The organism is Kosakonia sp. BYX6 (assembly GCF_038449125.1).
Lineage (GTDB): Bacteria > Pseudomonadota > Gammaproteobacteria > Enterobacterales > Enterobacteriaceae > Kosakonia > Kosakonia calanthes.
This window is the reverse complement of record NZ_CP151800.1, coordinates 2,031,986-2,046,625: the sequence shown is the minus strand read 5'-3', so window position 1 is coordinate 2,046,625 and position 14,640 is coordinate 2,031,986. Positions and strand designations below refer to the sequence as shown.

Sequence of the window (14,640 nt, the reverse complement as noted above, 5' to 3'; positions counted from 1 at the left end):
GCCAGGCCAGGCCTCCGTTTCAGAACAATAAATGTTCTGCGCGTACAATCATCGACATACCCGAGCTAAGCTGTACGCGAACGCCGTCTTTAGTGATTTCCAGCACTGTCGCGCTCATCGCATTGTTTCCCGCTTTCACCTTCAGGTTCTGTCCAACGCTCAGTACAGATAAATCTGAAACTGGCGTATGACGTTCTTCCTGCTGTGGTGCGCGCTGCTGTTTCGCGGCCGGTTTATCAGTGCGAGGTTTACGCTCAGCCCCTTCTTTACGGCGCGGAGCCGGGCGGGCTTTACGCTCACGACACGGTGCGTCTTCCTGACCGGCAGCAGCGGCAGCTTCTCGTTTTTTAGCTTGCTGTTCAGCGCGTTGCGCCTGAACACGCGCTTTGGCTTCTTCCAGCTGTTTGCGGGCGTGCTCTACATGTTGCTCGTCCAGAACGCCACAGGCGTTACCGTCGAGATCGACACGAGCCGCGCCAGCTTTGATACCGTAAAGGTAGCGCCAGCTGGAAGTATAAAGACGTAAAGCGGAACGAAGTTGGGTTTTGCTGAGATTCATCTCACCCTCAACACGCTCGACTAGATCCTGAAAAATACCGATTTTCAGGGGGCGTGCTTCGCCTTCAGCACTGAAACAGTGAGGGAAACGTTCGGCCAAAAAAGCGATAACTTCTTTACTGCTATTCAACTTAGGTTGATTTTCCATGAAATTTCCTGATTACAACGGACGTTGCCAACAAGCGCAGGCATGAACAGGCGTCATTATAATGACGCTATCGGTAAATGCTACGTTATCCGTTGATTATCCTTCGACGGGCGCAAAGATTTTTTTGTAATCGGTCGCTGCAAGGATATTTTCCAGTTGCGACACCAGCTCGCATAACCCCTGTTCATCCTCAGCGGTGAAACGAGAAAATTCGACGCTGTCGATATCCAACACGCCAATAATCTGATTATTAACGGTCACCGGCAGTACGATTTCAGAGTTACTGGCCGCATCGCAGGCAATATGCCCGTCGAATTGGTGCACATCTTCCACGCGTTGTACGCGATTTTGCGCAACAGCCGTGCCACAGACGCCGCGTCCCACCGGAATACGCACACAGGCAATTTTTCCCTGAAACGGCCCCAACACCAGCGTGTTGCCTTCCAGTAAATAAAAGCCTGCCCAGTTCACCCCATCCAAACGTTCAAACAGCAGCGCGCTGGTATTGGCCAGCGTCGCTAAAAAACTGGTTTCACCTGCCATCAACGCCTGAAAATCGCGATTCAGATCCGCGTAAAATTCTGTTTTGTTCATTATCCAACCATTTTGGTGTCTTACTGAGAAAAACTGCTTAGCCTATTAAAATAAGCATTAAATGCGTTGTTGCTCAAGATGTTCCATTCATGAGTTAAGATAGATTCATTCAAACCTTTTCTGACGCATGCAATGGCACTGAAGATACAACAAATTTCGCTTACGAAAAAAATTGCGATCCATCGCGTTGGCGAAGCCTTGCCTCGCGCACATTATCAGCGCTGCCCGCAATGCGATACGCTTTTTGCGTTACCGGTGATGAAATCGCACCAAAGTGCATTTTGTCCATGTTGCGATGCCAAAATCCGCGACGGGCGCGACTGGTCATTAACTCGCCTGGGTGCCATGGCCGTCACCATGTTGTTGCTGATGCCCTTCGCATGGGGCGAACCGTTGTTGCATCTCTATCTTTTGGGCGTACGCATTGATGCCAATCTATTACAAGGGATCTGGCAAATGACGGCGCAAGGCTCGCCGTTAACTGGTGCGATGGTGCTGTTTTGTACCGTTGGTGCGCCACTGGTGTTGGTCACCGCGATTGCCTATCTGTGGCTCGGAAACATTCTCGGCATGAATTTGCGGCCCGTGTTATTGATGCTGGAGAAGTTAAAAGAGTGGGTCATGCTCGATATTTATCTGGTGGGTATCGGTGTCGCCTCGATCAAAGTGCAGGATTACGCCTTTCTCCAGCCCGGCATTGGCCTTTTTGCATTTGGCGCGCTGGTTATTTTGAGTGTAATGACGCTCATCCATTTGAACGTTGAGCAATTGTGGGAGCGCTTTTATCCGCAGCGTCCAGCTAAGCGCCCGGATCCGCAGTTGCAAGTCTGCCTGGGTTGCCATTTCACCGGTTTCGCGGATCCACGCGGACGCTGTCCGCGTTGCCATATTCCGCTGACGCATCGCCGCAAACACAGCCTGCAAAAATGTTGGGCGGCGCTTATCGCATCAATGATTCTTCTCTTTCCGGCGAATTTGATGCCGATCTCGATTATTTATGTCAACGGCGCGCGGCAAGAAGACACCATCATGTCGGGCATTATGTCGCTGGCGAACAGCAATGTCGCCGTGGCGGGCGTCGTTTTTATCGCCAGTATCCTGGTGCCTTTTACTAAAGTTATCGTGCTGTTTACATTGCTTTTCAGCATTCATTTCAAATTTACACAGGGGTTACGCGCTCGCATCCTTCTCTTGCGCTTAGTGACCTGGATCGGGCGTTGGTCGATGCTCGATCTTTTTGTCATTTCGTTGACGATGTCACTGATTAATCGCGACCAACTCCTCGCTTTTACCATGGGACCCGCTGCGTTTTACTTCGGCTCGGCGGTAATATTGACTATTCTTGCTGTGGAATGGCTGGACAGCCGCTTACTTTGGGATGCACATGAGTCAGGAAAACCCCGCTTCGCCGACTGAAGCGCGCATAAAAATGAAACGACGCATTTCGCCGTTTTGGCTGTTGCCGGTTATCGCTTTGTTTATCGCGGGCTGGCTTGTCTGGAGCAGCTACGAAGATCGTGCCAACACCATTACTATCGATTTTATGTCCGCCGACGGAATAGTCGCCGGGCGTACGCCTATTCGCTATCAGGGGGTGGAAGTCGGCACCGTGCAGGACATTCGCCTGAGTAAGGATCTGAAGAAAATCGAAGTTCGCGCCAGCATCAAAGCCAATATGAAAGATGCGCTACGCAGCGAAACCCAGTTTTGGCTGGTCACACCGAAAGCTTCGCTGGCCGGAGTTTCCGGCCTCGATGCACTGGTAGGCGGTAACTACATCGGCATGATGCCGGGCAAAGGCGATCCGCAAGAGCACTTTGCCGCGCTGGATACTCAGCCAAAGTATCGGCTAAATAACGGCGAACTGATGATTCATCTGCACGCGCCCGATTTGGGTGCACTCAACAGCGGCTCGCTGGTCTATTTCCGCAAAATCCCCGTTGGTCGCGTTTATGACTACTCAATCAATGCCAATAAACAGGGTGTCACTGTTGATGTACTGATCGAACGCCGTTTTACCAATCTGGTGAAAAAAGGCAGCCGATTCTGGAACGTTTCCGGCGTAAAAGCCGATGTTGGCTTAAGCGGCGCGAAAGTGGAACTTGAAAGCCTGGCTGCGCTGGTGAATGGCGCAATTGCCTTCGATTCGCCAGACAACTCACAACCGGCAGCCCAGGATGATGAATTCGGCCTGTACGAAGATTTGGCCCACAGCCAGCGCGGCGTGCTGGTTAAACTCGATTTACCCGGTGGTCAGGGGCTGAAAGCGGGTTCAACGCCGCTCATGTACCAGGGACTGGAAGTCGGCGAGTTAACCAAAATCAACCTCAACCCTGGCGGTACAGTCACTGGTGAAATGACCGTCGATCCGAGCGTCGTTAATCTGCTGCGCGACACTACGCGCATTGAAATGCGCAATCCAAAAATCTCGCTGAGTAACACGAATCTCAGTTCGCTGCTTACCGGCAGCACGCTAGAGTTACTCCCCGGCGAAGGTAAACCGCGCGACCAGTTTGTCGTGCTACCAGCCGATAAAAACCTGCTGCAAGAGCCGGGTGTTATCACGCTCACGCTGACCGCACCAGAAAGCTACGGTATTGAAGCCGGGCAACCTTTGGTGCTGCATGGCGTGCAGATTGGCCAGGTGCTGGAGCGTAATCTCACCAGCGAGGGCATCTCTTTTGCTGTCGCCATCGATCCGCAGTACCGCGATCTGGTGCATGGCGACAGCAAATTCGTGGTGAATAGCCGAATCGACGTCAAAGTGGGTCTCGACGGCGTGGAGTTTCTTGCCGCCAGCGCGAACGAGTGGATCAGCGGCGGGATCCGCATTCTTCCCGGCAACAAAGGCGACATGAAGAAAAGTTACCCGCTGTTCGCCAATGTCGATAAAGCGCTGGAAAACAGCCTGAGCGATCTGCCAACCACCACGTTAACACTGACCGCGGATACGCTGCCGGATGTGCAGGCAGGCTCCGTGGTGTTGTATCGCAAGTTTGAAGTGGGCCAGGTGATCACCGTGCGTCCGCGCGCCAACGCGTTTGATATCGATCTGCACATCAAGCCGGAATATCGCAACTTGCTGACGAACAACAGCGTGTTCTGGGCGGAAGGCGGCGCGAAGGTGCAACTCAACGGCAGCGGTTTGACCGTGCAGGCCTCCCCTCTCTCACGCGCCATCAAAGGTGCGATCAGCTTTGATAATCTCAGCGGTGCCAGCGGACGTGTGCGCAAAGGTGATAAACGCGTGCTTTACGCCTCTGAAACCGCAGCACGCGCAGTTGGCGGCCAGATAACGCTGCACGCGTTCGACGCGGGTAAGCTGGCTGCGGGCATGCCGATTCGCTATCTCGGCATCGATATTGGCCAGTTGCAGGAACTTCACCTGCTCACGGATAAAAACGAAGTGCAGGCCAGTGCCGTTCTCTACCCGGAATATGTGAAGAACTTTGCCCGCGCCGGCACACGTTTCTCGGTGATCACCCCGCAAATCTCTGCTGCGGGCGTCGAGCACCTCGATACGATTTTGCAGCCCTATATCAATGTCGAACCCGGCCACGGCGATGTGCGGCGCGATTTTGAAATCACTGAAGCGACGATCACCGATTCACGCTATCTCGATGGGTTGAATATTGTGCTGGAAGCGCCGGAAGTCGGTTCGATGAATATCGGTACTCCGGTGCTGTTCCGTGGCATTGAAGTGGGCACCGTGACCGGGCTGGCGCTCGGTTCGCTCTCGGATCGCGTGATGGTCGCCATGCGCATCAGCAAGCGTTACCAGCATCTGGTACGTAATAACTCGGTGTTCTGGCTGGCTTCTGGTTATACGCTGGACTTCGGCCTGACCGGCGGCGTGGTGAAAACCGGGACCTTTAACCAGTTTATTCGCGGCGGTATCGCCTTCGCCACGCCGCCGGAAACCCCGCTGGCGCCGAAAGCGCAACCGGGTAAACATTTCTTGCTGCTGGAAAGCGAACCGAAAGAGTGGCGTCAGTGGGGCACCGCTCTGCCACGTTAACCCCTCCGGCTCCGGCGTGCCTGCGCCGGAGCCTTTATGCTACACTGCGCGCCTGTTTTATTCCTTGTGGTGCGCCCCGTGGCTCAAAACGCTGTTTACCTTCCTGATGAATTCCTGGCCCAGATGCGCCTGGCCATGCCTGAGCATCTCTCCTTTGACGCCTTTATCGCTGCCTGCCAGCGTCCGCTGCGTCGCAGTATCCGCGTGAATACCTTAAAAATCGCTGTCGACGATTTTCTAACGCTTGCTGCGCCGTATGGCTGGCAGCTCACGCCGGTGCCGTGGTGTGCGGAAGGTTTCTGGATTGAGCGTGATGACGAGGAAAGCCTGCCGCTGGGCAGCACCGCCGAGCACCTGAGCGGGCTGTTTTATATTCAGGAAGCCAGTTCGATGTTGCCGGTCGCGGCGCTGTTCGCCGACGGCGAAATGCCGCAGCGGGTCATGGATGTTGCTGCCGCACCCGGTTCGAAAACCACGCAGATCGCCGCACGCATGGGCAACCAGGGCGCCATCCTCGCCAATGAGTTTTCCGCCAGCCGCGTCAAAGTACTGCACGCCAATATCAGCCGCAGCGGCATCCATAACGTGGCGCTGACCCATTTCGACGGGCGCGTATTTGGCGCGGCGCTGCCGGAGATGTTCGACGCCATTTTGCTGGACGCGCCCTGCTCTGGTGAAGGCGTAGTGCGTAAAGATGCGGATGCGCTCAAAAACTGGTCCATTGCCAGTAATCTGGAAATCGCCGCCACTCAGCGCGAACTGATCGACAGCGCGTTTCACGCCCTGCGTCCCGGCGGTGTACTGGTCTACTCCACCTGTACGCTTAACCGTGACGAAAACGAAGCAATTTGCCATTGGCTGCAACAGCAATACCCGGATGCGGTCGAATTCTTGCCGCTTGGCGAATTGTTTACTGATGCCGATCGCGCACTGACCGCCGAGGGTTTTTTACATGTCTTCCCGCAGATTTATGACTGCGAAGGTTTCTTCGTTGCCCGCCTGCGTAAAGCCGCGGCTGTCGATCCGCTGCCAGCCCCAACTTACAAAGTCGGCAATTTCCCTTTCTCCCCGATGAAACCGCGCGATACCGCGTTGCTGGAAAAGGCAGCGGGCGACGTAGGGTTACGTTGGGGCAACGAACTGCACGTGTGGCAGCGCGATAAAGAGATTTGGCTATTCCCCGCTGGCATTGAGGGACTCATCGGAAAAGTCCGTTTTTCCCGTATTGGCATTCGTCTGGCCGAGACGCATAACAAAGGTTATCGCTGGCAACACGAAGCGGTGATTGCACTGGCGGGCCATGAAAATCCGCTGGCTTTCGCGCTGACGTTATCGGAAGCCGAAGAGTGGTATCGCGGCCGGGATATTTACCCGCAGACCCTGCCACAGCGGGATGACGTGATTGTGACGTTTCAGGGGCAACCACTGGGCCTTGCCAAAAAAGTGGGGTCGCGTTTGAAAAACAGTTATCCGCGCGAACTGGTGCGCGACGGACGTCTCTTTGCCGGCAATGCGTGAAGGCGCGCAAAAAAACAGCATTTTTTGACTGGAAAGCTGCTCTATGTTGTACCAGGCTGAAATGTGGGTGGCTTTACTGGTCTTACCACATTTATTGACGATCAACGGAGAGCATTATGACGAAAACCAGCGTGCGCATCGGCGCATTCGAAATCGATGATGCCGAGTTGCAGGGAGATAACCAGGGCGAACGAACGTTACGTATTCCCTGCAGTTCTGACCCGGATTTATGTATGCAACTTGATGCCTGGGACGCGGAAACCAGCATTCCAGCGATCCTCAACGGCGAACACTCGGTGCTTTATCGCGAACATTATGATCAGAAGTCTGATACCTGGGTTATGCGCCTTGCCTAATCCAAAAGGAACCCGTCCGTAAGACGGGTTATTTATCTCCCTGATTTCCCCTGCCTTCATTCATCCCCTACACTTATCGTTACGTTGTACAGAACCGAGGATGGAATGTTCGCGCTGGTCTTATTCGTTTGCTACCTGGACGGTGGATGTGATGACATCGTCGTTGATGTTTTCAATACCGAGCAACAGTGCCTGACTGCCATGGACGATCAGCGTATGCGTCACGGCGGCTGTTTTCCCGTGGAAGATTTTATTGATGGCTTCTGGCACCCAGCCAGTGAGTTCAGCGATTTTTAATCACTGCACTTGCACCAGCGTCAACTCACCACCAAACACCGCACCAGTGTCAATATAGTGCTGATTATGCGCATCGAAGCGTTCTTTCAGCGGAGTATGGCCGAACCAGAAATGGTCGGCGCCAGCAATTTTCTCACCCTTCCCTGTTAACAGTTGATTGAGCCGATCGCGCCGCCACAGCACCGACTCGCTATCCACGTCTTTTTCCCACTGATATTCCGTTGCCGGGTAATCCGCATGCGCGATAACGTTGACCACGCCATTTACACGTAGCTCCAGAATGTAAGGCAATTCCGCGCAGCGGTGCAGCGCCTCAAGCGCCTGTTGTTGCTGCGCTTCGCTCAGCGCACTAAACCAACTGCCACCGTTGAGTTGCCACATTGCCATATCGCCATAACGCAAGGCATCAATCGCCATCTGTTCATGGTTGCCACGCACGGTTTTAAACCACGGTTTGGTGAGCAACGCCAGGCAGTGCAAGCTGTCCGGGCCACGGTCAATCAAATCGCCGACGCAAATCAGCAAATCCTGATACGGGTCAAAATGGCGCTCGCGCAGTGCCTGCATTAAGCGCTGGTGGCAGCCATGCAGATCGCCAACAATCCAGATATGTCGCCAGTCGGTACCTTCAATACGTTGATACATTTTTGCCCTCCGTGCTTTCAGTATAGAAAACACCTAAAAGCAAGGCTGAAATCCATCGTGGCGAGTCTCTACGTCCTTTCAACACACTCTCGGGCATGGCGGAATGCGTTTCTGAGTTCGGATATCAGAAGCTCGGGCTGTTCCCAGCCGGGGTAGTGCCCGCCGCGATCCATTTCGTTCCACGCTATCAGGTTGATAAAGCGGCGCTCTGCCCACTTGCGGGCAATCGGATAGGGCTCAGCCGGGAATAACGTGCAGGCGGTCGGTACGCTAACGGTTTGCGCATTCTCCTCTTCTGCACTGCGCGGCGTCCAACGCCTGGCTTCCCAATACCAGCGCGCTGTTGAGGCACCCGTCGCCGTGAACCAGTACAACGCAATATTATCCACCTGCTGCGCCAGACTGACCCCGCCGCCCACTTCCGGGCGCGTGTCGGAGAAAGCGATCATTTTTTCACTGAGCCAGGCCGCCAGGCCGGCCGGCGAGTCCTGTAAGGAATAGCCCAGCGTTTGAGGGCGTGTTCCCTGGATCATCGCAAAACCACCGACATCCACGAGAAACAGGTTACGCTTTTCGAGCTTTTTCTTTTCCGCAGCGTCCGGCGCGGCGAGATCTTCTGGCAAAGGCGACGCCAGCGGCATGGTCAGATGCAGACCCAAAACCCGCTGCGGAAATCTACGCGCTAATTCGATGCTAATAAACGCTCCCCAGTCGCCCCCATGCGCACCAAATCGCTCATAACCCAGCGTTGACATCAGTTCGGCCCAGGCTTGCGCTGTGCGGCCTGGGTTCCAACCAGATTCACAGGGCCGCTCGCTAAAGCCGAAACCGGGTAAGGAAGGAATAACAACGTGGAATGCGTCCTCTGCCGACCCGCCATGTGCGACGGGGTCAGTCAGCGGTCCTATTATTTGCTCAAACTCGAGTGCCGAACCTGGCCAGCCATGTGTCAGTAAAAGGGGGATCGCGGTCGGCTCCGGGGAGCGTACATGCCAGAACGCAATGTCCAGACCATCAATGTGTAAGCGGTAATGGGGGATGGCATTCCAGCGCTTTTCCACATGACGCCAATCATGCTGTTTCCAGGCATCGAGCAACGTTTTTAGCTTCTCCAGCTCAAGTCCTTGGCTGGCATCCGGCACGGTTTCCCGTTCGGGAAGTCGGGTAAGGTCAAGACGGGCACGCAGATCGTCCAGATCGCGCTCAGGAATATTTACAGGAAAAGGGATGACTTCGGACATGTCGAACCTCCTCAATAAAATAAGTTTTACCCTGCTTGCTGAGTGTAGGCTGAGTTGCTGATCGGCTGGCGCAATATCGGATATAGCTCAGCTTGCCGATAACGCTATGAAGGTGTTCATGGAAAGGGTTTCGCTCTGCGTTTCCAGGTCATAAAAACATCTATTTGGCAAAAAAATACCTGGACGGACGCGGTGCTGAATATGTTATGGTTTGAACCGGAAATGAGGTTTTTAGGAATTTTTAGGGATGAAATGGAAAATACCTTGTATTCCAACAAGATAAAAAAAGACCGAATACGATTCCTGTATTCGGTCCAGGGAAATGGCTCTTGGGAGAGAGCCGTGCGCTAAAAGTTGGCATTAATGCAGGCTAAGTCGCCTTGCACTTTAAGAATAGATGACGGCACCAGCTTTTCCAGTCCACGACAAAAGTGGTCAGAAAAATCCGGTTATCGTCACGCTTAGAAATGTAAAAACCGCAAGACTTGTTGAAGCAGGCTTGCGGTTTTTCTATTTTAAATCAGACAGTTGAGTGCAGAAATTAACACAGAGATTCGGCGCGGGCGATAAACGGCGCAAGGCTCATTTTCTCGCCGGGTTTGGCGGGGTCATCAATCTGGATAATGCTAATGGGCTGACCGCTGCTTTTGCCGTTGGCAACCTGCTTCTCGGCGATATCATTGAGCGGGTATTGTACCAGCGTGCTCGGATTGATAGCGTACAATGCGTTGCCTGGCCGGCAGGTGAGCATCACCTCTTCACGGTTAAACGCCCATTTATCTTTACCCATTTCAAAACGGCTAACGGTAATCACCTGCGGTGCGGCCAGCGCCGCACCGGAACACGTCAGCATCAACAGTACCAATAAACTTTTCTTCATTCTTTCCGCCAGGTTCAATCAAAAAGGTTCCCAGGTTGCAAACAGACTTACCGCAGCCAGCACCAACGCGCCCAATCCTACTTCCGCCCGCGTCAGCGAGATAAAGCGTTGCTGCGCAGCTTCGTTATCCAGGCTCAAGCGTGGCACCAGAACATACCGATTCACGAGGGCAATTGCCACCATCAGCGCCACAAGCGCACATTTCAGCAACAGCATGCGTCCCCAACCGCTATGCCAGGGCCAAACCAGCCCCTGTATCAGCAACGTATTGATCATGCCGGTAAGGAGCACGCCTGCCACCGCCAAATGACCATAACGCGAAAAGCGCATCATGGCCGCAATCGCAGGTTGCCGCCACTGCCCGCTCGCCAGTTGCATGCAAAACAGCACGGGCAGCAAGCCGCCCAACCACATCGCCGCGCACAGCAGATGCAGTGCGTGGTTACCGCGCTGCACAACGCCCATCACGCCATAGCGCATCGCAGCATGCCCGAGGCCAGCCGCGAGCAGAAACTGAATCGCCACCAGCAGCACAAGGCGCTTTTGCTGCATCGGTTGCAGTAGCGCGGCGATAAGCGTCAATAGCGCGATGATGATTTGCCAGGCCAGTATCGTACCGGATTGCGTACCGACCACCGCCATCCAGACCACCGGCCGCCAGACATCCGGCCAACCATCCGCCATCATGCCACCCTGCACGGCGTACATCATGATGGCGCTGGCAGCGCAAAGCCATAGGCAGTACCGCTGCAAGATGTGGAAGCGTTGGGTTAATAAACGCCGCAATTCACGCGGCGCGAGCCACGCACTAAACAGTGCGCAGCCAAAGATAAGCATCAGGGTTGCGAAATGAATAAACCGCAGCCCGACAAACGCCGCCGCCAGCATCGGTCACTTCACGGAAAACGCATATTGGCCGCGGGTTTTGTGTCCGTCGACAGAAACAACATGCCAGTCAACGGTATAATTCCCCGACGTCAGCGGCTGTTCCAGCGGCACAATCATCTGGGTTTTGTCTTTCTCATTGCGCTTGACCGGCCCGGTCTTGATAATTTGCTGCTGCGCGTTAGCCAGCGTTACGCCGCTGAACTGAGGTTCAATGCCTTCAGAAAAATTCAGCGTCAGGGCTTGCGGCGCGGCAGCGACAGACGCATCGGCTGCCGGATACTGGCCTTTCAGATGAGCGTGCGCCAGCACGGTTGGGGTCGCGAACATGCTGGCGACCAGCGCCACAGCTTGCCAGTGGCGATGAGAAGCGGTGAACATAGAATTCATTCCATTTTGTTATACATATATTGCAAAGGATAAACCTGTACAATAAGCACGTCGAGTATCATCGTCGGCGCACTTGTCTTTCTGCGACAGCCTTAGTAACTTTTGCCGCGTGAACTCAGGAGAAAATCATGATTACTAATCTTGCGCAGCTCGAACAACAAGAGATGGACAAGGTCAATGTCGATCTTGCCGCCGCAGGGGTCGCTTTTAAAGAGCGTTATAACATGCCCGTTATTGCCGAAGCCGTTGAGCGCGAGCAACCCGCGCATTTACGCGACTGGTTTCGCGAACGCCTGATTGCGCATCGTCTGGCCTCCGTGTCGCTCTCTCGCCTGCCTTACGAGCCTAAAGCGAAATAATGGAGCCAGCCATGTTACGTGTTATCGATACCGAGACCTGCGATCTGCAAGGCGGCATCGTAGAGATAGCCTCGGTCGATGTTATCGACGGGAAGATCGTTAATCCGATGAGCCATCTGGTGCGCCCAGACAGGCCGATTAGCCAGCAGGCGATGGCGATACACCATATTACGGAAGCGATGGTCGCGGATCAGCCGTGGATTGAAGAGGTTGTACCGCTTTATTACGGCAGCGAGTGGTATGTGGCGCACAACGCCAGTTTTGACCGCCGCGTGCTGCCTGAAATGCCCGGCGAATGGATTTGCACGATGAAACTGGCGCGCCGTTTATGGCCGGGCATCAAATACAGCAATATGGCGCTGTACAAATCCCGCAAGCTCAGCGTGCAAACGCCGTCGGGTTTGCATCATCACCGCGCACTTTATGATTGCTATATCACTGCGGCATTGCTGATCGACATTATGCAAGTGTCGGGCTGGACGCCGGATCAAATGGCGACCGTGACGGGCCGCCCGGCGCTGCTGACCACGTTTACCTTTGGCAAATATCGCGGCAAACCGGTCTCGGAAATTGCCGATCGCGATCCGGGCTACCTGCGTTGGTTATTCAATAACCTTGATAGCATGAGCCCGGAACTACGCTTAACGCTGAAACACTATCTGGGCGAGGGATAATTACCCCTGCCCCGGTAACGTCCCCTGTGCCAGCGCAATTAAAAACGCATACTCCAGCGCTACGCCTTCGTACGATTTGAAGCGCCCGGATTTTCCCCCGTGCCCGGAATCCATGTCCGTGCACAACAACAGCAGATTATCATCGGTTTTATACTCGCGTAGTTTCGCGACCCATTTCGCCGGTTCCCAGTATTGCACCTGGGAATCATGCAAGCCGGTCGTCACCAGCATATGCGGATAGGCATGCGCTTCGATATTGTCGTAAGGACTGTAACTTTTGATGTAGTGATAGTAGGTTTCGTCTTGCGGGTTGCCCCACTCTTCAAATTCGCCAGTGGTTAACGGGATGGATTCGTCGAGCATGGTGGTGACCACATCGACAAACGGAACCTGCGCAATCACACCGTGGAATAATGAAGGCCGCGAGTTGATGACGGATCCCATCAATAAACCACCTGCACTTCCGCCCATTGCATAGCAGAACAGCGGCGAGCCATATCCCTGTGCCAGCAAGCAATCGGTGACATCAATAAAGTCGTTAAAGGTATTTTTCTTGTTGAGGAATTTGCCGTCTTCGTACCACCCATGTCCCAGCTCGCCGCCGCCACGAATATGGGCGATGGCGCAGACAAAACCGCGATCCAGTAAACTCAAGCGGCTACTGCTGAAATCCGCATCCATGCTGGCACCGTATGAACCGTAGCCATACACCAGCAGCGGATTCTCCCCCTGGCGGAAATGTTTTTGGTTGTAAACCAGCGAGACGGGCACTTCAACGCCATCCCGCGCGCGAATCCATAAGTGCTCGCTGCGATACTCGCTGGCGTCAAAACCCGCCACTTCAATTTGCTTCAGCACTCGCCGTTCACCGGTGTCCATATCCAGCTCGAACAACGTATCCGGGGTGGTCATCGAGGAGTAACCGTAGCGCAAGCGCGAGGTTTCTGGCTCGGGGTTATAGGCAAGCCAGGTCACATAAGCGGGATCGTCAAACGCGATACCAATCACTTCGCGGGTTTTACGGTTGATTTGCCGCAAGCTGGTCAGCCCACGTTGCCGCTCCTCCACCACCAGCCAGTCGGTAAACAGCGTAAAACCCTCCAGCATGATCTGCTCACGCGCCGGGATCAGCACTTCCCAACGCCGCTCATCACGCACTTTGGTGCGATACAAACCGAAGTTTTTGCCATCACGATTGGAACGCAAATAGAAGGTGTGCTGGAAGTGATCGAGGCTATATTCGTGGTCTTTGCGCCGTGGCAGAAAACACAGCGGCTGAGCATCTGGCAGCTCCGCATCCAACAGCAATACTTCGCTGGTTGTCGCGCTGGCGAGATGAATGGTGATGTAGTGCTGCGAGGTCGTTTTGCTTAACCCGACATAGAAGGTGTCGTCATTCTCTTCATAGACCAGTTCATCCTGCTGTGCAGGTGTGCCGACGGTGTGACGCCAGACCTGAAACGGCAGCAGCGTGGTCGCGTGTTTACGCACGTAGTAGATCGTTTCGGAATCATTGACCCAGACGAATTCCGGCGAAATGTTATCAAGGACTTCCGGATACCAATTGCCTGTGTCGAGATTGCGAAAACGCAGACCATATTGCCGACGCGAAAGGAAATCTTCCGCGATCGCCATAATGGTGTTGTCAGGTGAGATTTCGAGGCCGCCTAAAGTGTAGAACTCGCTATGCGACGCTCGCTGGTTGGCATCAAGTAAGACTGACCATTCATCCCATTCTGAACTGAGTACGGATTGGCGCTGATAGATGGCGTATTCGTTACCGGGTTCGTAAATATGCCGGTAACGATAGCCATTTTTGATGTAGGGCGCGGAGATTTCTCGCTGCGGAATGCGGGAAATGATTTCCTGCAACAGGTCGTCTTGCAGCGCTTGCTGGGACGCCATCACTTCGCGCCCGTAGTCATTTTCCTGATGAAGATAATCAAGCACTTCTGGCTGCGAGCGCGAGTCGTCCCGCAACCAGAAATAATTGTCGATACGCGTATCGCCATGCATCGTCATGGCGTATGGGATTTGTTTTACTTTCGGCAACATAGCACCATTCTTTTTTTGGTTT

The 14,640-nt window shown here is 54.1% G+C and carries 15 protein-coding genes; 7 read left to right on the top strand and 8 right to left on the bottom strand.

Annotated features, from left to right (window positions below):
* Nucleotides 1-19: 19 nt before the first annotated feature.
* Both proQ and AAEY27_RS09630 read right to left on the bottom strand, forming a co-directional pair.
* Nucleotides 20-706, bottom strand: a complete 687-nt coding sequence (proQ, locus tag AAEY27_RS09635) for an RNA chaperone ProQ (RefSeq protein ID WP_342324952.1) — start codon at nt 704-706, stop codon at nt 20-22.
* A gap of 96 nt (nt 707-802) precedes the next feature.
* The gene (locus AAEY27_RS09630) at nt 803-1,300 is read right to left on the bottom strand and encodes a GAF domain-containing protein (protein ID WP_342324950.1); all 498 of its coding nucleotides are present in this window, start codon (nt 1,298-1,300) and stop codon (nt 803-805) included.
* A gap of 132 nt (nt 1,301-1,432) precedes the next feature.
* Here AAEY27_RS09630 and yebS point away from each other — a divergent pair, with 132 nt between their 5' ends.
* From yebS to AAEY27_RS09605, 5 genes are all read left to right on the top strand, one after another.
* Nucleotides 1,433-2,716, top strand: a complete 1,284-nt coding sequence (gene yebS / locus AAEY27_RS09625) for a membrane integrity lipid transport subunit YebS (protein ID WP_342324949.1) — start codon at nt 1,433-1,435, stop codon at nt 2,714-2,716.
* Nucleotides 2,685-5,318, top strand: a complete 2,634-nt coding sequence (locus AAEY27_RS09620) for a PqiB family protein (protein WP_342324947.1) — start codon at nt 2,685-2,687, stop codon at nt 5,316-5,318. Before yebS ends, AAEY27_RS09620 begins: the two co-directional genes overlap by 32 nt.
* Before the next feature lie 36 nt (nt 5,319-5,354).
* Entirely contained in the window at nt 5,355-6,836 is a 1,482-nt protein-coding gene (rsmF, locus tag AAEY27_RS09615) for a 16S rRNA (cytosine(1407)-C(5))-methyltransferase RsmF (RefSeq protein WP_342324946.1), read from the top strand.
* 116 nt (nt 6,837-6,952) lie between these two features.
* On the top strand, nt 6,953-7,192 hold the full coding sequence (locus tag AAEY27_RS09610; RefSeq protein WP_342324945.1) for a YebV family protein: 240 nt from the start codon (nt 6,953-6,955) through the stop codon (nt 7,190-7,192).
* A 105-nt stretch (nt 7,193-7,297) separates the two neighbouring features.
* On the top strand, nt 7,298-7,489 hold the full coding sequence (locus AAEY27_RS09605; protein WP_342324944.1) for a YebW family protein: 192 nt from the start codon (nt 7,298-7,300) through the stop codon (nt 7,487-7,489).
* Here AAEY27_RS09605 and pphA read toward each other — a convergent pair whose 3' ends face one another.
* From pphA to yobA, 5 genes are all read right to left on the bottom strand, one after another.
* Nucleotides 7,490-8,134, bottom strand: a complete 645-nt coding sequence (pphA, locus tag AAEY27_RS09600) for a protein-serine/threonine phosphatase (protein WP_342324942.1) — start codon at nt 8,132-8,134, stop codon at nt 7,490-7,492.
* A gap of 68 nt (nt 8,135-8,202) precedes the next feature.
* Entirely contained in the window at nt 8,203-9,375 is a 1,173-nt protein-coding gene (locus AAEY27_RS09595) for an epoxide hydrolase family protein (protein WP_342324940.1), read from the bottom strand.
* 541 nt (nt 9,376-9,916) lie between these two features.
* Complete coding sequence (locus tag AAEY27_RS09590; RefSeq protein ID WP_342324939.1) at nt 9,917-10,255, bottom strand: YebY family protein; 339 nt, start codon at nt 10,253-10,255, stop codon at nt 9,917-9,919.
* 18 nt (nt 10,256-10,273) lie between these two features.
* Nucleotides 10,274-11,143, bottom strand: coding sequence for a copper homeostasis membrane protein CopD (gene copD, locus AAEY27_RS09585; RefSeq protein ID WP_342324937.1), 870 nt, complete (start codon nt 11,141-11,143; stop codon nt 10,274-10,276).
* Between the two features lie 3 nt (nt 11,144-11,146).
* The gene (gene yobA / locus AAEY27_RS09580) at nt 11,147-11,521 is read right to left on the bottom strand and encodes a CopC domain-containing protein YobA (protein WP_342324936.1); all 375 of its coding nucleotides are present in this window, start codon (nt 11,519-11,521) and stop codon (nt 11,147-11,149) included.
* 137 nt (nt 11,522-11,658) lie between these two features.
* Between yobA and AAEY27_RS09575 the strand changes: the two genes are divergently transcribed.
* Together AAEY27_RS09575 and exoX are read left to right on the top strand one after the other, a co-directional pair.
* Complete coding sequence (locus AAEY27_RS09575) at nt 11,659-11,889, top strand: DNA polymerase III subunit theta (protein WP_342324935.1); 231 nt, start codon at nt 11,659-11,661, stop codon at nt 11,887-11,889.
* Nucleotides 11,890-11,900: 11 nt separating this feature from the next.
* Nucleotides 11,901-12,563, top strand: coding sequence for an exodeoxyribonuclease X (exoX, locus tag AAEY27_RS09570; protein WP_342324934.1), 663 nt, complete (start codon nt 11,901-11,903; stop codon nt 12,561-12,563).
* On the opposite strand, the gene ptrB is transcribed toward exoX, so the two are convergent.
* Nucleotides 12,564-14,618, bottom strand: a complete 2,055-nt coding sequence (gene ptrB, locus AAEY27_RS09565) for an oligopeptidase B (protein ID WP_342324933.1) — start codon at nt 14,616-14,618, stop codon at nt 12,564-12,566.
* Nucleotides 14,619-14,640: the final 22 nt, after the last annotated feature.